General features: G+C 52.1%; 16 protein-coding genes. 11 read left to right on the forward strand and 5 right to left on the reverse strand.

Going from position 1 to position 19,222, the window contains the following annotated elements:
- The first annotated feature begins 18 nt into the window (after positions 1-18).
- The 9 genes from ssuE (at position 19) to J3482_RS04805 (ending at position 6,409) form a co-directional block, all read left to right on the forward strand.
- The gene (gene ssuE / locus J3482_RS04765) at positions 19-591 is read left to right on the forward strand and encodes an NADPH-dependent FMN reductase (protein ID WP_206916697.1); all 573 of its coding nucleotides are present in this window, start codon (positions 19-21) and stop codon (positions 589-591) included.
- Entirely contained in the window at positions 588-1,595 is a 1,008-nt protein-coding gene (locus J3482_RS04770; RefSeq protein ID WP_206916695.1) for a sulfonate ABC transporter substrate-binding protein, read from the forward strand. Before ssuE ends, J3482_RS04770 begins: the two co-directional genes overlap by 4 nt.
- 1 nt (position 1,596) lies before the next feature.
- Positions 1,597-2,745, forward strand: coding sequence for an FMNH2-dependent alkanesulfonate monooxygenase (ssuD, locus tag J3482_RS04775; RefSeq protein ID WP_206922123.1), 1,149 nt, complete (start codon positions 1,597-1,599; stop codon positions 2,743-2,745).
- A 36-nt stretch (positions 2,746-2,781) separates the two neighbouring features.
- Positions 2,782-3,531: an ABC transporter permease subunit gene (locus J3482_RS04780; RefSeq protein WP_438938607.1), complete on the forward strand. Its 750-nt coding sequence runs from the start codon at positions 2,782-2,784 to the stop codon at positions 3,529-3,531.
- Between the two features lie 18 nt (positions 3,532-3,549).
- On the forward strand, positions 3,550-4,329 hold the full coding sequence (locus tag J3482_RS04785; RefSeq protein ID WP_206916691.1) for an ATP-binding cassette domain-containing protein: 780 nt from the start codon (positions 3,550-3,552) through the stop codon (positions 4,327-4,329).
- Between the two features lie 115 nt (positions 4,330-4,444).
- Complete coding sequence (locus J3482_RS04790; RefSeq protein WP_206916688.1) at positions 4,445-4,885, forward strand: MarR family winged helix-turn-helix transcriptional regulator; 441 nt, start codon at positions 4,445-4,447, stop codon at positions 4,883-4,885.
- A gap of 116 nt (positions 4,886-5,001) precedes the next feature.
- Positions 5,002-5,271, forward strand: a complete 270-nt coding sequence (locus J3482_RS04795; protein ID WP_206922125.1) for a hypothetical protein — start codon at positions 5,002-5,004, stop codon at positions 5,269-5,271.
- A gap of 21 nt (positions 5,272-5,292) precedes the next feature.
- Positions 5,293-5,736 (forward strand): MarR family winged helix-turn-helix transcriptional regulator, encoded by a 444-nt coding sequence (locus tag J3482_RS04800; RefSeq protein ID WP_206916686.1) that lies wholly within the window; start codon positions 5,293-5,295, stop codon positions 5,734-5,736.
- Between the two features lie 175 nt (positions 5,737-5,911).
- Entirely contained in the window at positions 5,912-6,409 is a 498-nt protein-coding gene (locus J3482_RS04805) for a 2,4'-dihydroxyacetophenone dioxygenase family protein (protein ID WP_206916685.1), read from the forward strand.
- Between the two features lie 75 nt (positions 6,410-6,484).
- Here the strand turns inward: J3482_RS04805 and J3482_RS04810 are convergent, their stop codons facing one another.
- The 3 genes from J3482_RS04810 to J3482_RS21510 form a co-directional block, all read right to left on the reverse strand.
- Positions 6,485-8,416, reverse strand: coding sequence for a XylR N-terminal domain-containing protein (locus J3482_RS04810; protein ID WP_206922126.1), 1,932 nt, complete (start codon positions 8,414-8,416; stop codon positions 6,485-6,487).
- 229 nt (positions 8,417-8,645) lie between these two features.
- Positions 8,646-10,226, reverse strand: coding sequence for a succinyl-CoA:acetate CoA-transferase ScpC (gene scpC, locus J3482_RS04815; protein ID WP_206916680.1), 1,581 nt, complete (start codon positions 10,224-10,226; stop codon positions 8,646-8,648).
- Between the two features lie 178 nt (positions 10,227-10,404).
- The gene (locus J3482_RS21510; RefSeq protein ID WP_206916674.1) at positions 10,405-11,067 is read right to left on the reverse strand and encodes a LytR/AlgR family response regulator transcription factor; all 663 of its coding nucleotides are present in this window, start codon (positions 11,065-11,067) and stop codon (positions 10,405-10,407) included.
- Between the two features lie 500 nt (positions 11,068-11,567).
- On the opposite strand from J3482_RS21510, the gene J3482_RS04825 reads away from it, so the two are divergent.
- A complete protein-coding gene (locus tag J3482_RS04825) occupies positions 11,568-12,857 on the forward strand; it encodes an exonuclease SbcCD subunit D (protein WP_206916672.1) in 1,290 nt (429 codons plus the stop codon).
- Positions 12,854-16,549: an AAA family ATPase gene (locus J3482_RS04830; RefSeq protein ID WP_206922127.1), complete on the forward strand. Its 3,696-nt coding sequence runs from the start codon at positions 12,854-12,856 to the stop codon at positions 16,547-16,549. The genes J3482_RS04825 and J3482_RS04830 overlap by 4 nt, the downstream gene beginning before the upstream one ends.
- A gap of 12 nt (positions 16,550-16,561) precedes the next feature.
- Here J3482_RS04830 and J3482_RS04835 read toward each other — a convergent pair whose 3' ends face one another.
- Together J3482_RS04835 and J3482_RS04840 are read right to left on the reverse strand one after the other, a co-directional pair.
- On the reverse strand, positions 16,562-17,752 hold the full coding sequence (locus J3482_RS04835) for an acyltransferase (RefSeq protein WP_206922128.1): 1,191 nt from the start codon (positions 17,750-17,752) through the stop codon (positions 16,562-16,564).
- 159 nt (positions 17,753-17,911) lie between these two features.
- Positions 17,912-19,186 (reverse strand): APC family permease, encoded by a 1,275-nt coding sequence (locus tag J3482_RS04840; RefSeq protein ID WP_206922129.1) that lies wholly within the window; start codon positions 19,184-19,186, stop codon positions 17,912-17,914.
- Positions 19,187-19,222 lie beyond the last annotated feature (36 nt).

Raw genomic sequence — 19,222 nt, forward strand, 5'->3', positions numbered from 1 at the left:
ATCAGAGGAGTGTGTGGGATGGCGAAAATTACAATTATCAGTGGCAGCCCCTCCAAAAACTCAAGGACAGAAAAATTTATCCGTTACTTGGAAACGAAATTACAAGCAAATCATGTACAGATCAATCGAATATTTGTTCGAGATTTTTCGTCTGATGACTTGGTATACGCCAATTTCGAAAGTGACGCGATTCGAGACAGCATTCAGCAGATTGAGGAATCAGACGCAGTGGTGGTTGCGACACCGGTGTATAAGGCAGCGTACACAGGATTATTGAAGATTTACCTCGACATGTTGCCCCAGGGAATCTTTACGTCGAAAATCATGTACCCGCTCGTCGTTGGCGGTTCACCAGCACACTTACTCGTGATTGATTATGCGCTAAAACCGATTCTGTGCGCACTTGGCGCGCGCACCATTCTACCGGGTATCTATTGCTTGGATAACCAGGTGTCCGAGGATGGGCAAGGGGGCATTAGCGTGCAAGGGGACCTGAAGAAACGATTCGACAGCAGCATGGAGGAGCTGTTGAATCGAATGCTCCCGAATCAGACAAATGAGCAGCTGTATGTAGGGGGGAATCGTTCGTGACAGGATGGTACAAAGGTGTACTTGGTTTTGCTGTTGCCGCCACCGTGTTCGCGGTTTCCGGTTGCGGAAATTCGAGCGCGACGGGCAACACGGGTACGGGGGCAACAACATCTGCAGCGGACAAAGGGACGATTCGAATTGGTTATCAATTGTACGGAACGTCCGGAGTGATGATGGATAGAGGGATTTTGGATAAACAACTAAAAAAACTCGGATACAAAGTCCAGTGGATTCAGTTTCCGGGTGGACCGCAGTTACTGCAAGCGATGAACGCCGGAGCGATAGATCTCGGTGAGACCGGTGATACGCCGCCGATTTTTGCTCAATCTGCGGGGACACCGCTCGTCTATTTGGCGCATGAACCAGCAAGCCCGGAGGCGGAGGCCATTTTGGTTTCATCTCAATCGGGCATCAAAAGCGTCAAAGATTTAAAGGGAAAGACAGTGGCGATAAACAAAGGTTCTAACGTCGAGTACATGTTGGTGCAGCAATTACAAAAGGCCGGATTGACTTTTCAGGACATTACGCCCGATTATCTTACACCGGCTGATGCACGGGCTGCGTTTCAATCGGGCAAGGTTTCTGCATGGGCAATTTGGGATCCGTATTTGGCTTCCGCACAAGATGCGACAAAATCCACAGAGATAGCCAGTGGCAGTGGTGTCACAAACAACTATCAATTCTATTTCGCGACAAAGACATTTGCACAAAGTCACCCGGACATCGTTCAAGACTATCTCAACGCATTGCAGCAGACGGATACATGGGTGAAAAACAACAAGGTTCAAGCTGCCAAGTTTTTAGCACCGAAGATGGATATTCGCGTAAAAGCCTTAGAAACCTCGTTAAATCGGCGGGCTTACGGTGTGGAGCCTATCACCAATGATGTTGTCGATGAACAGCAGAATATCGCAAATCTGTTCTACAAATTAGGCCTGATTCCAAACGCAATTACGGTCAAGGACGATGTTTGGTCAGGAAATGTTGGAAAGGGGACAAATTAATATGCAGGTATTTTGGTTTATTCCGACCCATGGTGACAGTCGTTATCTCGGCACAACAACTGGGGCTCGGGCGGTAGATTATTCGTATATGCGGCAAATTGCCCAGGCGGTGGACTCACTTGGTTATAGTGGCGTGTTATTGCCGACCGGGCGCTCCTGTGAGGATGCTTGGATTGTCGCTTCCTCACTCATTCCGGCGACGGAGCGGTTGAAGTTCCTTGTTGCGATTCGCCCAGGCCTGATGTCGCCAACTGTTGCTGCGCGGATGGCGTCTACATTCGACCGGTTATCGGGGGGGCGGTTATTGATAAACGTGGTGACGGGCGGGGATCCTTTAGAGCAAGAAGCAGATGGATTATTTTTGAATCACGATGAACGGTATCACGTGACCGACGAATTCCTCTCGATCTGGCGACGCGTGATGGAAGGGGAAACGGTGGATTACGATGGAGATCATTTGCGCGTCAATGCTGCAAAACTACTGTATCCTCCTGTACAGAAGCCGTATCCTCCGCTGTATTTTGGTGGCTCGTCTGATATTGGCCAAAAGATTGCAGCGAAGCATGTGGATGTGTATCTGACCTGGGGAGAACCGCCAGCACAGGTGAAGGAAAAAATTGAACGCGTTCGGGAACTCGCACAACAGGCAGGGCGTGACGTTCGGTTCGGTATTCGCATGCATATTATCGTTCGGGAAACCGAAGACGAAGCGTGGGCGGACGCTGAAAAGCTCATTCAATATGTAGACGACAAAACTATCGAAGAGGCACAGAAAGTATTTTCGCGAATGGATTCTGTCGGTCAGCGCCGAATGAGTGAATTGCACCGGGGAGAGCGCTCAAATCTCGAAATCAGTCCCAATCTATGGGCTGGTGTCGGGCTTGTTCGGGGCGGCGCCGGCACTGCGTTGGTTGGAACACCAGATGTGATTGCAGAGCGCATGCGGGAATACGAGGAACTTGGCATTGAGACTTTCATCCTGTCGGGCTACCCGCATTTAGAGGAATCCTATCGCGTTGCCGAACTTTTATTTCCGAAGTTGAACCTACAACAAGCATCAAGGCAAGGCAAAGAGCCGTCTTTCATCAGTCCATTTGGAGAAATGGTTGCCAATGAAATACCTCCAGCAAACGTGGAGAATAAGGCCTAAGCAAGGGGGATGTCTGTGAGAAAGTCACTCAACGCGATGCTTCCTTTTACAGTGCCCGCCCTCGTTGTTATTGTGTGGCAGATTTTAGGGCAATCCGGATTGATTTCCACACGCATTTTGCCAACGCCTGTGGCAGTCGTTGAGGCAGGTATTCAACTGGGTAAACAGGGTATCCTGTGGCAGTACATTTGGTCGAGTACAGAGCGGGCACTGGCAGGCTTTCTCATCGGAGGTTCGGTGGGATTCGTTCTTGGGTTGTTGAATGGACTCTATCGGATCTCACAAAGATTGACGGACACGTCAATCCAGATGTTGCGTACGATTCCGCATTTGGCACTGATACCATTGGTCATTGTGTGGTTTGGTGTCGGCGAGGAAGCCAAAATATTTCTTGTTGCACTGGGTTCTGTGTTCCCTATTTACGTGAACACGTTCTTTGGAATCAAGTCGGTGGATTCTGACTTGATTGAGATGGCTAAGGTGTATCGACTCCCTTGGCTAAAGCTGTTTTGGAAAGTTATATTGCCGGGGGCTTTACCGTCGATATTGGTTGGTATCCGATACGCTTTGGGTGTGATGTGGATGACACTGATTGTTGCGGAGACGATATCGGAGAACTCGGGCATTGGTTATATGGCGATGAATGCGGAAGAGTTCATGCAAATGAACGTGGTCGTATTAGGCATCGTGTTATATGCGCTACTTGGCAAAATTTCAGATTGGATAGCAACCACGATGGAGCGCCGTTTCCTGAGGTGGCATCCGAATTATCTGTCGAATCACTAACGAAATGGAGGGAATAGGATGTCTGCCTCATTCGGTCTGCAGTTATCGATGCAGCAGGTGAGTAAACAATATGGAAAGAAAACGGTTCTTCAAGGTGTCCAACTTGATATCTCCCCAGGGGAATTCGTAGCGGTCGTCGGGCGCAGTGGCTGTGGAAAGAGTACTCTGTTGAGATTGATTTCTGGGCTAGAGCCGCCAACAGCGGGGGAAATTTTGGTTGACCATGAACGAATATCTGGGATTCACCCAGATATTCGAGTCATGTTTCAGGAATCGCGTTTATTGCCGTGGTTAAAGGTTATCGATAATGTGGCTATAGGCCTCGGTAAAGAGGAGAGGGACAAAGCGGTGTCGGCGCTCCATCGCGTGGGGTTGGAGACTCGTGCGCGCGATTGGCCCAGTGTTCTTTCCGGAGGGCAGCGTCAGCGCGTCGCGTTGGCACGAGCGCTTGCGTCAGACCCGAGAATGTTGCTGCTCGACGAACCACTGGGCGCTTTGGACGCGTTGACGCGCATTGAAATGCAGCAATTAATTGAAGAAATCTGGTCGATACAAAAGTTTACGGCCATGCTCGTCACACATGACGTGAGTGAAGCCATCGCCTTGGCGGATAGGGTGATTCTCATTGAGAACGGACAGATTGCGTTCGAGGTGCCTGTGAATCTCCCTAGGCCGCGTGAGCGGGATCATCATTTTGTCAGGCTGGAGCGCCTCGTCCTCGACAAAATACTCAAAAGTCACGCCAACGGCGTGTCGAGCCAGCTGCCGTCTTCGCAATGGACTCTTTTGCCACGGTGACGATAATTCGTCGTCCGTGGTGATATCGGGTCCTTCTCCGTGCGCCAGGACCGGGGATACTTGCATAAACAAGCTTATGGGCGCATAATACGTTGATGGGAAGGGGGAGTATGGCGTGCAAGATGAAAACCGTCTGATTGCGCAATCGTTGAGTTATCGACTTGCTACCGCGTCCCGTTTCCTCATTAATCGACTGAATCGGAACTTTAAGGAAAATGATTTGTCCATTACCTATGAACAATTCCGAATCATGATTCGTCTGTGGAAAGAGGATGGTCTTACACAAGGGCAGATTGCGGCGCTGACCGGTAAGGATGAACCCTCGGTATCGAGGTTAATCAACAACATGATTAAGCGGAACTTGATTAAACGTCTTCCGCATCCGGAAGATCGGCGAACGAATTTAATCTTCCTCACCGAGGAAGGGAAAAACATACAGCATGATTTATATGTGCAATATCGTAAAACCACTGAGGAGGCACTGCAGGGGGTCAGCGCAAGTGAGCTTGACACTTGTTTGAAAGTGCTTGATACAGTGACAAAAAATCTAGCTTGATCCTTCTTTTTAGCACATACTTGTCGCGACAACTTTTATCGAACGGGATTAGGGAAGTGGGAGATAGAGGTTGGTCCCGTTGATACGGAGGGATCAAATGGGTGGAGGAAACTGGAATGGAAGCGGCACAGAAGATCGCGTTGACTTCAAAGGACGACTATTTGGCGTTTGATGACCAATGGGTTCACTACAAAGAACAGCAGTGGCCTATCGATCAACTGGCGCTTTACCCATCGTCAACAGGTCATCGTACGAGCTTGCTTGGCAGAGAGTACATTTTGAGAGACTTGCGGGGCGATGTCATTTCTACGATACACATTCGTTCCTATAACTATCACGAAGTTCGGAGTCTGCTTGAGATGATTCGCCAATCTCACGAATCATAATAGACGGGGGATATATGAACGATGACGGACACACAGGAAACGCTTCGCAATCAATTGTTTGCGGATTTGGCCTACCAAATTCTTTTGACCCAAGGCCTATCCCCGATGAAGGTCGCTGGCTTGCCTTCATGTAATCAGTTACTTGTCCTAAAGGAATTGGATGAGGTTGAGCGCATGCGTCTGACGGACTTGTCCGCGGCACTGAAGTTAAGCCCAAGTACCATTACAGGGGTTTGTGATGTTCTCGAGCAAAAGGGATATATTCGGCGGGATAGGGATTTGATAGATAGAAGAATTGTCTATGTTTCTTTAACCGCACACGGCCGCATGTGTTTGAGAAGCACCCGTGATTCGATGATAGCGCGCTTAGGGTCCGTTGCGCACACATTTAAAGAAGGGGACTTAGAGACGGCCGTTGCTGTATTGAACGCGATAAACCGTTCTTTGCACGGTGGGTTATCCTGATTGGACTTGGTAAGTATATGCGTTGTGGCACGTGATGAGAACTTTTGCGCACTCGCAAACAAGGTGAATTCGGAAGAGTAAATTGACCAATATGGCTATAGGAACTCGGCGAATTCACCGTTATGATGTATTGTATGTAAGCGCTAACATATGAGTGAGCAAAGGAGGTCAAAGTATGGAGAATTATGTGTTGGTTGAGAAGAGGTTAGATAAACGACGCGATGAATTCGCATTGCCAGAGGGCTACATTGCTTCATCAGAAGAGGCGTCCCCTTGGGTTCCATTTTTGGAGAACGTGTGGATTCGCCATTTGACATTTGATATCCGTAATAACAGCGCCACGAATGTTTTATGGGTGGAGGCTGGCGGGAAGCTAGGTAGGCACCGTCACCGCGGGCCTGTGAACGGCTATGTCCTCGAAGGAAGTTGGCGTTATCTCGAATATGATTGGATTGCAACCCCCGGCGATTATATTCGTGAAAGCCCAGGACGCTGCCATACCTTGGTTTCGGAGAACGGGATGAAGACGGTCTTTCAACTGAACGGCGCACTGGAGTTCCTCGATGACGATGAGCGTATCATCGAGACAGTTGATGTGTTTTGGTTTGTCGATCACTATTTGAGCTTTTGTGAAAAAAACCAGCTGCCAATCAACCGATCTCTGTTTTTATAACGGACGGATAAACTTGTAAAGCTCGTTTTAGCAGGGGCGGTAAGGAGGATGACCGCCCCTGCTGTAACATAGGCATTATAGTTCGATTTTTCCTGCGTACTGGAGAATCTTCAATGCTAGACGCGCATCAAAGAACGCACTTGAGGCGGTTAAATCAATATGGCTGATTTCTTCAATGCGTTTTAGACGGTACTTGATAGAACCGGGTGACATGTTCATCATGCGGGATGTCTTGAGCACGTTTCCTTGGCACTCGAGATAGGAATGCATTGTCTTGATGAGTTCAGAGCGATTTTGTGTGTCGTATTGAATGAGCTTGTTCAGTAGGTGATAGGAGAATTGAACCATATCGTCAAAGTTGTCCCCACTAGCGATATGGGGGATGAATCCCAAATCTGAGAAGGACACCACGCTGGATGTGGAATGATGAAAATCAGAAAGTTGAATGGCCTTTTTGGCTTCTTCGTATCCTCTTCGATAGTCCTCGATGCCCTCGCATGTGGAACTGATACCCACGGTGAGATGGACATCCTGATATTGCTTGAAGAATGTTTCGACAATGATTTGAGCCATGTGTTGGGGAGTGAGATATTTCATATTTTTCATCCGGGTTGGAAAGAGCGCGACGATTTGATCTAACTTGCTGGATATGAGCGGCGTAGACTCCGTTTGTTTGAATTGTCTGGAGATTACGGACGAAAGCGCTCGTTTAATCTCATCCATATCTCGATTGGCACGTGCATATGTAGAGGCCGCGAGTGGCGCAAATTGGAAGACGAGTACGTAATGTGGCTGATTTAATGGATATCCAAGTACATTCAGCTGTCTGGATAAATGTTCTATGCGCCCATCGCCGGTCAGAATGGCATCTAAAAACTCTCCTTTGATTCGTTGCTCCGTTTCGAGAGAAACGCGTTCGTTGAGGAGTTGTATCGCACAAATGGTTGCAGCACGTTCGAGAGACATGATATCGATTTCCGAATACGCCCCACTGGGTTTAAGTAATGAAAGATATCCCCAGATCTCGTGGTCGACGATTATCGGGGAGAGGAGTCGCTGATGTGGCCAACCGTACGCTTCGGGTACAGAAAGCTCGATGGTTCTCTTTTGTTTTATGAGCCGATTGAGTAGCATGCCCATTTGTTCATCCGCATTGCGCAAAAAATGAGCAAAGTCGTGTTCTTTGTACGGACCGTATGACTCAAATAGGTGAAAGTCTTTATCCTCAATCACGACTGTACAACCCAATTGCTTTCCGAGTACACGAATGATGGACGGCAGGCCTTTCCGGTGAAGGAGGGCACTGGACAATTGCTCGTCGACGAGCAGAACTTTTTGAAATCGTTCGTTTTGACGTTCAATGCGGATGTAGGCCCTGTCTAACTCCTGTGCTAAGTTTTCCTCCTCGTAGTAGGGCAGTTCGTCTTGAATTGCTTCGCCCCAATCCTCTGCTGGTTTTGCTATCCAATGACAATGTGGATCGCCTTTGCCGACGCACTCGATTTCCCTAAAAATCACAGTTCGGCCGAGGTGTTCACTCACATAGCCGCCTGCGTAACCGACGAGCGTGAAGCAGACGGGGTCGTGTTGCAGCCCATAGTGCTTCAGATGCTGCTCAGCTTCATATGAATCATGCCAGTAACCTTCGGCGCAGTACGCTTTCGTATCCGGGTCGAAGTGAAGTTTTTCGATATCCACGGATACATCCCCAGTGATGGCGTGAATTTCCGACCCTGCGTAGAGCCAATCTGTATCCGAGTTCGCCGGCATGAACGACTTAAAGATGCGCGCGTAATTTACGCCACAATTCCAACCGTAGCGAAGTAAGAATCCCTTTGCGCGGTCTACGCCAAGGGCCGATATTAAATCCTTACGCAATTCGCCAAGTGCGTCAGTCTCCATCAGGACAATGCGTTTGTCATTCAGGTGGATCTTCTTTGTCTTCGGGTCAACCGATAGCAACTCTGTAATTTGCACGTCGCTCATCATCTCCGAATGATTGGTCAATACGGGGCATCTACATGCGCTTACTGACAATATAACACAATCATGTAAGCGCTATCAATGAAATCGAATCGAAATGTACCAGATGTCGGGGATATTGCTCGGGAAATGTCGAATCTCAGTTGAAGGCGCGTGCCTTTGTATATGTGCGCACGCGCCCAGTAAAAGGCCACGAAAGGCACAGCCTTTCGTGGCCTTTTACTACTTCTGGAGATGGAACGGTGCAGGCGAATTACAATGGTCGTGACATTCCTTTGATAGTTCTTCCTGTATGGGAACTGATTCTCCGATTTCGCCCAACGACGTCTGCAAGCCCTCTAAATTGCCGCATATCACCGGTGTCCGCGAAGCGCTTGTGCCAGCTTAACGCTTCCTCCAAGATGTGCGGTGTGTGCCCACCATATGCGAGTGCGCGATGAAAGTAGTAGAGGAGCTCGTCTTTGTAGAACGGGTGGGCAAGTTTTTCAATTATGATCGCCGCGCGTTCACGCGGGGTTCGTCCTCGCAAATCCGCAATTCCCTGCTCCGTAACCACGATGTCGACGTCGTGCTCGCTGTGATCGACATGGGTGACAAACGGAACGATACTCGAGATCCGCCCATCTTTGGCAATGGACTTCGTTACAAAAATCGTCAGTGCGGCATTTCGTGCGAAGTCACCGGATCCGCCGATGCCGTTCATCATGTGTGTTCCGCCGACGTGAGTGGAGTTGACGTTGCCATAGATGTCCACTTCGAGTGCCGTGTTGATGGCAATCACGCCAAGCCGGCGCACGACTTCTGGATGGTTCGAAATTTCCTGTGGACGCAAAACGATTTTGTCGCGATATTTGGATAAGGACGTATTGACGTGCTCAGTCATTGACTTTGACAACGTAAAGGACGACGCGGACGCAAATGCGACCTTCCCACTTTGAAAAAGTTCAAAGACGGCGTCTTGCATGACCTCTGTATAGATCTCCAGGTTTTCAAATGGCGCGTTACACAGGCCGCTGAGTACTGCATTTGAAACGGATCCGACACCGCTCTGCAGCGGAGCGAGATTGTGCGGCAATCGGCCGTGGCGAACTTCATGTTCGAAAAAATCTAGAATATATTCAGCCATCCGCTGGGTATCGCTGTCAGCTGGTACGATATTCGAAGGTGTATCTGTATGTCGCGACAGGACGATGCCGATAATTTTGTCGGGGTTGCAAGGGATGTCCGGGGTCCCAATCCTATCTGAGACCTTGGTGATTGGAATGGGCATCCGATTTGGCCGGTCCTTCGGAAGGTAGATGTCGTGTAAACCTTCGAATTCTATCGGCGTATTTACATTGATTTCGACAATGACGCGTTTGGCGCGTTGGACGAAAATGGGACTGTTCCCGACTGAAGAAGTTGGAATGATACCGCCCGTTTCAGTGATGGCCGTCGCTTCTATGATAGCGAGGTCGATATCGCCAAGGCAGCCACTGCGCAAAAGCTCTGCTGTGTGACTCAGATGTTGGTCTGTGTACTGAACTTCACCAAGGTTGATACTTTTGCGTAAACGTGGTTCTGATTGATAGGGTAAGCGGCGAGCGATGATTTGCTGCTCGCAAAGAATTGTATCGGTTTCACCCAAGGACGCACCAGAATAGAGATTGATGCGCAGCTTGTCCCCGGTTTGTTCCACTCGTTTCGCGAGTGCCTGCAGCACCGCTTTCGCGTCGCCGGATTTCGTGAATCCGCTGACTGCGATGGTCATCCCGTCTTTCACGTATTGTTGCGCCTCTTCTGCACTGACAATTCGAGAACGAAGACCCGTGTGCCGAATCCGCTGCTCAAGCATCTCAATCACCTCACACGAAGTACGAAAGCGGTTTCTCTGGAAATAAGTATACGCACTCTCGAGCATTCGTGCCTGAATCTGCGACAGAACGAGATATCGCGCGACAAATAACGATTATTCAAGCTGACTTGCATGGTCAGGGATAGAGCCGGTGCGAACGCGCGAGGGACTGCCTCGCTTAGAATCCGAGCTGTGTTCGAACGCGGCGAACGTACGTCTGTGCCACGGAAAGACGCGTTTTGTTCGGCACTGCCATCACGAGGTTCAGGTTTGACCGGTCATCTCGCTCGATGGAGTCAATGTATCCAATATGAATCATGTAAGAGCGGTGAATACGCAGAAAGTGTTCATTTGGGAGATGCTGTTCTAGGGCGCGCAGTGTATGTTCTGTACTAAATCTTCCATCTTTCGTATAAAACCAGGTTTTCTTCTCATAACTTTCGAAGTACGCGATGTCTTGAACGGGAATGGGGCGCCACACTTGGCCCGTCTTTCCGACTACGTACGACAACGGTTGGCGTCCACCTTTACGTTTCGGCGGTAAAATGACCGCAACAGCCGACTCGACACCTTGTTCAGATTGGAGTGGGTAGCCCAACCCATAATAAGGGACACCGAAGACATCTGCGTCCACTTCGGATTCGACTCGGTGCTGATATGAGAAAACGAGATGGGCAATACTCCCAGGGCGCACACTTTCACCTGGCGCGATTCGCAAATCGACTGCACCGGGATGATAGGCTACGTACTTTTGCCCGCATGCAATGGCGACGGAGGCGGTTGGTGGAATCCAATCCAGCAGTAGTTCGGGGAGTTGCTCTAGCAATGTAGAAGGCTTCACCACAATCACCCTCTTGGTTGAATCGACTTCAACTTCATAATCACAGTTTAGCACAGGATGCGTCGCGGGGAAGGGGTTAGGGGATGTGGTTGATTGGTGGATAATAGAATGTTTGTGTCATATTTATAGGCGTCTAGGTTTTTCGGAAAATATATTCATTTTTGTATGAAAGATGCACATCGAATCATGTAAGGGGGAACTCGGTGAAAGGACGCTTCAAAGCGATCTTATGGCGGTTTTTGATAGGTCTTTGTTTTTCGGTTGTCGCAATTCTACTTTCTCTCATCTTATCTCGATGGTACATCGCGGACGGATGGCTTATTAGAGCATCTGCTAAATTTGCAGAATCTGCGGAAAACAAAAGAGATAGTGCAGGTAATTTGTCTTATGCCAACCCGGCCGTCACCCCCCAGAATCCCAGCGACTTCAGGCTACTGCATCGTGTCATCCGATGGTAGACTGGGGTCAAGTGAAGACTTGTGACGGGATGGGGAGAACGGATGCGCATTTTACATACGGCCGACTGGCATTTTGGCAAGACGTTGGAGGGGCGCGATAGAATCGCGGAGCAACGTCAGTTTGTCGATGAACTGATAGCGTTGTGTGCGGCGGAACAGGTCGACCTCGTCCTCATGGCTGGCGACGTCTATCAGACGGTGAATCCCAGCGCTCAAGCGGAAGAGTTGTTCTACCGGGCGCTGGATGGGCTGTCGGCGGGTGGCGCACGTGGGGTTGTCGTGATTGCGGGCAACCACGACAATGCTGACCGCATCGCTGCGGCGAGGCCATTGGCGGACAAGTTGGGGATTACCTTGATGGGTCTCCCGAAGGATGAACTGGCACCTACACCGGTTATCAAAGGTCAAGTCTGTCGGGTGCGTGCAGGCGTTGGTTTTGTAGAGTTGGCGATTCCTGGATGCTCAGAACGAGCGGTGATTGCTGCAGTGCCGTATCCATCGGAGGCGAGATTGAACGAAGTTTTGGGGCGCACGTTGGATGAGCGGGAATTGCAGGAGAGTTACAACCGACGGATACAGAGTTTTTTTCATGCCCTATCGGAGCAGTTTCGCGAGGACACGGTGAATTTGGCGATGAGCCACGTCTATGTGCGTGGGGGCCTGGAGTCTGATTCGGAGGTGCAAATTCAAATCGGGGGTGCCTATGCGGTGGAGCCGGATAGTTTTCCCGCTCGTGCACAATATGTGGCTCTCGGGCATTTGCACCGTCCACAAGGTGTCGCTTTGGCGGGTATGCCAATGCGATATGCGGGCTCACCGCTGGCATACAGCTTCTCGGAAGCCGGACAGACGAAGTCGGTTGTTATCGTCGACGCGGTGCCGGGGAAACCAGTGGAATGGCGCGAGGTACCGCTTCGAAGCGGCAAGCCGCTCGTGCGTTGGCGAGCGACAGAAGGGGTGAACCAAGTGTTGCAGTGGGTGGAACAAGGACGTGATGCAAACGCTTGGATTGATCTCGAAGTGCACGTGCAGACTGGGTTACAACTGGAGGAGATTCATCGCCTCCGAGAGGTACATGCGGGATTCGTCCACATTCGCCCGGTGCTACCTGTCGCTGTGAAATCACTCACCGACGATTCGTCGGATAGCATCCAGACGCGCTCCATTGCAGAGCATTTCAGTCGCTTCTTCGAGGAAAAACACGGCGTTTCGCCGGATGATGCACTTGTAGAACTGTTTTTGGAGATGGTGGCGGAAGTGGAGACGGACGCCGACTTGGCTGATTTGGACGAGTCATCCGTCGACAAGGTGTCTGGGGAGGAAACTGCATGAAGCCGATTCGTTTATCGATTGCGGGATTACACAGTTTTCGGGAGCGGCAGGAGATTGATTTTGCGGCCCTGACGGAGACGGGCATGTTTGGTATCTTCGGCCCCACGGGCAGTGGGAAGTCGACGATTCTCGACGCTATCACCTTGGCGCTATATGGCGATGTTGGGCGAGCGGGGCGCAATACCCAAGCGATTCTCAACCACGCTGAGAAACGGCTGGAGGTCTCGTTTGAGTTCGCGATTGGTGCGGGGAACAAGCGTAGGCGCTACCGGGTGGAGCGGGCGTATAAGCGAGGACAGGGGTTTTCGGTAGAACACCAGGCCAGCCGCTTGTTGCAGTTGGAGGAGATAGCGGAGAGCGACGAGGACGGTCTCGTTGTGGTGGCTGAAGGAAAGAATCCCGTCACGCAGGCCATTCGTTCCATCTTAGGCCTGGAGCAAAGCGATTTTACGCGGGCAGTTGTGCTGCCGCAGGGGAAGTTTGCCGAGTTTTTGCAGCTGACCGGATCGGAACGGAACGCCATGACCGAGCGGTTATTCGGCTTGGAGCAATACGGAAAAGCGCTTTTCGACAAAGTCAATGCGCGGGCAAAACAGGTAGAGGCGGATTATCAGGTTGTCGTCGCCAATCAAGCGGGGCTCGGAGATGCGTCGCAGGCGGCGCTGGATGCAGCGCAGGTGGCGGTTCAGGAAGCATCCGCCGAGTTACAGCAGGCAGAGCACGCGCGCGTGGAGGCAAATGCTCGTCTAAAAGTTGCGGATGAGGTACGCCACTTGATGACGGAGCGCGAAGCTGCCATCAAAGCGCGAGAAGAATTGGCGCAGTTGGCAGACGAGATGGCCGTGATTCGGAAGGCACTTGCCCGCAGTGCAGAGGCGAATCGCGTTTGGCCGCTCGTTGAAGCGTGGCAGGCGGATTGTGCTGCGGCAAAAGAGGCGCATAAACGTTTGGCGGCACAATTGGACTTGGCAGAAGAGGCGCAAGCGGCGCTCTCTGAGGCTTCGTTGCGACGGCAGCGTGAACAAGCGCGGCGGGATGCCTTGGAGCCGGAGTTGCTTGCGAAGAAAGGGCGGCTTCGCGATGCTGAGGACATCGAAGCAGAGTGGTTGACACTCAAGGCAGAGCTCGCCGCCGTCAAAACGGCGAGTGACGCTGCGCTTTCAGCGCACGCGACGGCGCTCTCTGAGCAGTCTGCAGCTCTGCAGGCTGTAGAGCGGTTGGCGGCGGACAGGATGCAGGCGGAAGCCAGTCGCGAAAAACATACGGTTCAACCGGAGACGAGACAGCAATTGATGCAATTGCGCGAGGCGTTTGTGGGTTGGAAGGAGCGACAAGCGAGCGTTCGTCACGCGCGTGAAGCGTACGCTGCACGGCAGGCTGAGTTACGGTCCGCCATTGCAAATTACACATCGGTCGCGGCTATCGACGAGCAGGTGCACGGAGAGGCGCAGCAATTACGAAATGTTGCAGAGGCACTCTGCGAGCGGGCTCCGGAATACACCGCAGAAGATCTATCTGTCGCAAGGACCTGGTTGGGACAAACGCAGTCGCGCCTCGCGAGCGCGAAAGCGGTGGAGCAAGAACTCGCTGATTTACAGAAGCGTCTTCAGGCGGCGTACCGGGATTACGAAAGCCAATTGGGCGAACTGACCGCACAGCGCGAGACGGCTGAACAATTGGCCCAGGTCTACCGCGACCTGGAAGAGGCCCGTCAGCGAAGCGTATCTATTAGTGAAACAGCGCTGATTCGCCAGCTGGCGGCGCGGTTAAGGGGCGGGGAAGCGTGCCCTGTCTGTGGCGCGTTGCATCACCCGAATCCTGCGGTCGGGCAGTCGGTCGACGAGACGGACGTAGTGGAGTGGACAATAGACGATGATGCAGCGCTCCATCGCGCAGATGCGGCTTGGCGTCAGGCGGATGCGGCAGCACGGGCGGCGGAGACGGCGTGTGTGCAGCGACAGACGACGGTTCAGATGCTTCGCGAAGAGGTGGACAGGAAGCAGGCGCAATGGGCCTCTGCCTGGGAAGCGTTACAGATGTGTTGGCCGCCAGCTGATGTGCTGTTCAAGTTCAAGGCAGGCAGTCAACCTGCGGACACGGAGTCTTGGGCGCAATTTCTCGTGGATTTGGACGCGGCCTTGGTGCAGGCAGCGGACGCGCTAGCCCTGTGGGATGACGAGCAACGTCGCTTGGCTGGGCGACAGCAGGAAGTGGATAAGCGGCGTCTGCAATTGGGGCAGCAATTGGCCGTTGCACAAGCTGCACAAAAGGCAGCAGAAAAAGAGGAATTGCGGGAGCAGGCAGTGCTTGAAAAAGCGGTTGCTGCATGCGAGCGGGCGAAGGATGTCCTCGAAAAGAGGATGGCCATGCTTTCGATGGAATCGCGGGTCGACGATGACATCGCAAAAACCGAAACGCTCGTCGCGGCACGCCTTCGTCAATTGGACGAAGATGACCGCGCTGCGGCAGAGGCTCAGCGTGTCATTGCGCACCTCACGGTGCAATTGGAGGCGGCACAAACTCGTCTGCAACAAGCGCAAGCAAACGTGCAACAGAGAGAGTTGGCGGTTCGCGAACACAGTTTGCGCATGGAACAACTCGAGGAAGCTGTGGCGGCGCGTGCGGCACAATTGGCTCAGTACACGGGTGGCGCGTCTGTGGCTGAGGCAAAGCAACAGCTAGCGGTGGCGCTTGCGGAGTTACAGGCGGCAAGCGAACGAGCTTCGGTGGAATTTGAGGCGGCGACCGACCGAGCCCAGGCGGCAAAACAGGCTGTGACCCGGGCAGAGGCCGAATTCGAATCGCAGAGCAAAGCGGCCGAGATGGCGCAGGACAAGTTGCAAGCCGCACTTGCGCAGAGTGCGTTTGCCACCATCGACGCTGTGGCGGACGCCCGGTTAGAGGAGACCGAGGCACAGGCGATGGCGGACAAAGTACTGGCGTATGACGAGGCCGTGCGCGAATCGACGAGTCGCCTCGCTGACATAGAGGCGCGCTTGAACGGTCGCTCGCTGGACGAAGAAGCTTGGCACAGTGTCCAAGCGGATGCAGAAGCTGCGGAAGCGGCGTACAAGACAGCGCTACAAACACATGGGTCCCGCCTGGAACGCCTGCAAGACATCGCGCGCCGGCAGCAGCGCTGGCAGGAACTTGAAGAGCAACGGGTGGCGCTTGAGGGGATGGCGACGCGCCTGTCGGCATTGCAATCGACGTTGCGGGGCAACGGATTTGTTCAATATGTGGCGCGGGATCAGATGGAGCACGTGGCGCGCCAAGCGTCTGAACGGCTGGGTGCACTCACACGGGGGCGCTATGCACTCACTTTGACTGAGGATGGGAGTTTTCTGATGCGCGACCAGCATAATGGCGGCGTCTTGCGACCGGTTTCCACGCTGTCCGGGGGCGAGACGTTCTTGACGTCACTGTCATTGGCACTCGCGTTGTCGGCGCATATCCAGTTACGCGGTCAGCATCCGCTCGAATTTTTCTTTTTGGACGAGGGGTTTGGCACGCTTGATCCCGATCTGCTCGACGTGGTCATCTCCTCCTTGGAAAAACTTCATCTGGAGCGCATGTCCATTGGTCTCATCAGCCACGTGCCGGAACTCCGCCAGCGCATGCACCGGCGTTTGGTGGTCGAACCGGCGCTGCCAGCGGGGCGGGGCACGAAGGTCTTCTTGGAGAAAGCGTAAGCGGGACAGCGGTTAGGCGAAGGTGGATTTGTGCATTGAAGGTTGGTGTTTGCGGCCCACGAGGTACGCCAAATAGGGTATTTTTGAAAGCCAGTGGGCGAAGAACATCCCAGTGAAGTAGACAAATAGGATGCAGAAGGGCCAAAGGCTGTAGTGTAGCCAGGTGGGGATGCCGGCGTGATCGAGATGATGAATCGCCTTCTCCATGTAGACAATCGGGAACGGCTGGATGAGAAAGATGCCAAAAGAGGTGTTTGCGGCCAACTGTACAAATCGACTGAACGGCTGCCAGCGGGCCTCAAGGCGGCGAACTGACCAGCGCATTCCTGTGTACCACAGGCTGGCTGTGACGAGTAGGCTATAGGGAACCATAATCGGTTGGAGTACGGCTTCCGAGATGCTTTCGACTTCGTGTAGTATCAGTCGGTCGAACAAGTAGTGGGCCCAAACGATTGGAACGGCACAGCATAACGCAATCAGGACGAGTCGGCTGTGGCGTTTGATGAACGCGCACACGTTGTCGTAGTGACAGGCGAGGATGCCTCCTGCCACGAACCAGAACTGATAGGTCAGGAAAATTTCACTGCGATAGCGATCCGCATTGGCCATCACGGTCGGCAACTTCGCATAGTGGACGTGTGGCAGGACGAATTTGCATGCCGCCATCAGCAACAGTTGTAACACAAAGCTTGCGAGTAGGATGTGCAGGTGGTAGCGTTCGAGTTTGCGCAGACACTGTAACATGATGGGAAAGACGAGATAGAGTTGCATGGTCAATAGGACGTAGTACAGGTAGTATTGATTGCCTGTCATGAGTGAATGCAAAACGTCATGCCACAATGTCGCTGGGGCCCAGTAATCGTTGGTTGGTTGATTTAAGCCTTTGAAGACAATGTAGCTGAGCGTCCATACGATGTATGGCACGGCGATGAGGAAAAATCGCTTTTTCCAGAACTCGATGGTGCGAAATGGACGTCGGTAGTACGTGATGAACAGGACCAGGCCTGTGATGAACATAAACGATTCGCGCGTAAAATGCAGGGATGTCAGAAGTGCCCCGATGGTCAAGAACGTAGGCGACAAATCTGTGTTTGCCATGTGTTTACTCATTGACAGAAAAAATGATGTTGTGTGTACGGATAAGACGGCGAGCATGATGAATGCGCGCATGAGATCGATTTCATATAGGTGACGCTTTCCCAACGTTTTATCTCCTCCATTGTGGCGTATTTGTCCATGATAGTATGAAAATGTTGAAAACCGCTTGAGACGAAAGCGATCACGGAGGCGCGGGTGGAATCGTGATTCGAGACTTACAACAAAAACCACCACGTTCAACGTGGTGGTTTTTGGCGAGATAAATCAATTCGTTTTTCGCTGCGTTGCACGGCTGATGGCGTATAGAATTAAACCAATCACCAGCGCGATGAAAGCAGCGAGGAGCTGGCTGTCAGATTCTTGGCAGAGGAGCCACACACAGAGCGCTGCGGCGATGACTGGAATTGTCATTCCAAGTGGCAGTTTGAACGGCCGATGCGCATCTTTGGCACGGACGCGTAAAACGATGACCGCAATGCAGACCAGCAAGTACTCGTACAAGCGAGCTGCGACGTTTAGTAAGACAAGATGTTGAAACGTGCCTGTGCAGGCGAGAATCATGACCAAAACGCCTGTGGTCCAAATCGCCACGACTGGTGTTTGGAATCGTGGTGAAATCTTTGCGAACACGCCGGGCAACGAGCGGTTGAACGATAGTGCGTACACAATACGCGGTGACGACAACGCGATGCCACTCTTCGTGCCGAAGATGGAAAGGACTGCACCGATTGTCATGATCGTGGCGCCTCCCACAAACATGGCACGGCCCGCGTCTGCTAGAGGGGCAGTGGATGCTGAAAGAGCGGGATCGAGCCGTTGTGCCGCAACTTGAATTAACATATAAAACAGCGTCACGCCAACAAGTGTGCCGATGACGCCAATGGCCACGGATTTGCGAGGATTTACCATTTCGCCTTGTGGAATGGTGGCCATCTCAAAGCCGCCGTAGGCAAAGATCAGCACAAGAACGGCTTGTCCGAAGTCCTTCGGCGTACCAAATCTGCCTGCAGGAGATGCAGGATGTGTGACAAAGAACAGGCCCATGATAATGAGTAGCGCAAGCGGAAGCAGCTTTACGATGGAGAAGAACAGCACTGTCATTGACCCTCGCCGAACTCCAAACGTGTTTAACAAACAAAGCAGCCCCACGAGGACAATGATGATGAGATCTTTATACGGTGTAACCCCTGGCGCCAAGGCGGCAAGGTAACTGATCAAACCGTTTGACAGTGAAGCCCAACCGATGATGAACGTGAGCCAGCTCATCCATCCGACTGTGAAGGCGACGGTTTTGCCCATGGCTCGTTCGGCGTACACGAACGAACCGCCTGTCGTCGTAAACATACTGCTGGCTTCAGAAAAGGACAAGCCAATGAAAATAGCGATGATGCCCGCGAGTAAGTAAGCGAGCATTGATTTATTACCAGCAAGGCCTGCAACCTGACCAGGTAACAAGAAAATGCCACCGCCGATGACGCCGTTAATACCAATAAACAGAACCTCAGGCGTACGGAGGACACGTTTTAAGTTTTCTTCCACGTCTATTTCTCCCACCTTTCCCTAGCTGGTTTGTCC

Source organism: Alicyclobacillus suci (assembly GCF_017329615.1).
Taxonomy (GTDB): Bacteria; Bacillota; Bacilli; order Alicyclobacillales; family Alicyclobacillaceae; genus Alicyclobacillus; species Alicyclobacillus suci.

Excerpts from the sequence above, each read along its gene's own strand:
- J3482_RS04780 (WP_438938607.1), top strand. The coding sequence starts at position 2,782 with ATGCTTCCTTTTACAGTGCCCGCCCTCGTTGTTATTGTGTGGCAGATT.
- ssuE (WP_206916697.1), top strand. The coding sequence starts at position 19 with ATGGCGAAAATTACAATTATCAGTGGCAGCCCCTCCAAAAACTCAAGG.
- scpC (WP_206916680.1), bottom strand. The coding sequence starts at position 10,226 with ATGCTTGAGCAGCGGATTCGGCACACGGGTCTTCGTTCTCGAATTGTC.
- J3482_RS04805 (WP_206916685.1), top strand. The coding sequence starts at position 5,912 with ATGGAGAATTATGTGTTGGTTGAGAAGAGGTTAGATAAACGACGCGAT.
- ssuD (WP_206922123.1), top strand. The coding sequence starts at position 1,597 with ATGCAGGTATTTTGGTTTATTCCGACCCATGGTGACAGTCGTTATCTC.
- J3482_RS04825 (WP_206916672.1), top strand. The coding sequence starts at position 11,568 with ATGCGCATTTTACATACGGCCGACTGGCATTTTGGCAAGACGTTGGAG.
- J3482_RS04785 (WP_206916691.1), top strand. The coding sequence starts at position 3,550 with ATGTCTGCCTCATTCGGTCTGCAGTTATCGATGCAGCAGGTGAGTAAA.
- J3482_RS04800 (WP_206916686.1), top strand. The coding sequence starts at position 5,293 with ATGACGGACACACAGGAAACGCTTCGCAATCAATTGTTTGCGGATTTG.
- J3482_RS04795 (WP_206922125.1), top strand. The coding sequence starts at position 5,002 with ATGGAAGCGGCACAGAAGATCGCGTTGACTTCAAAGGACGACTATTTG.
- J3482_RS04830 (WP_206922127.1), top strand. The coding sequence starts at position 12,854 with ATGAAGCCGATTCGTTTATCGATTGCGGGATTACACAGTTTTCGGGAG.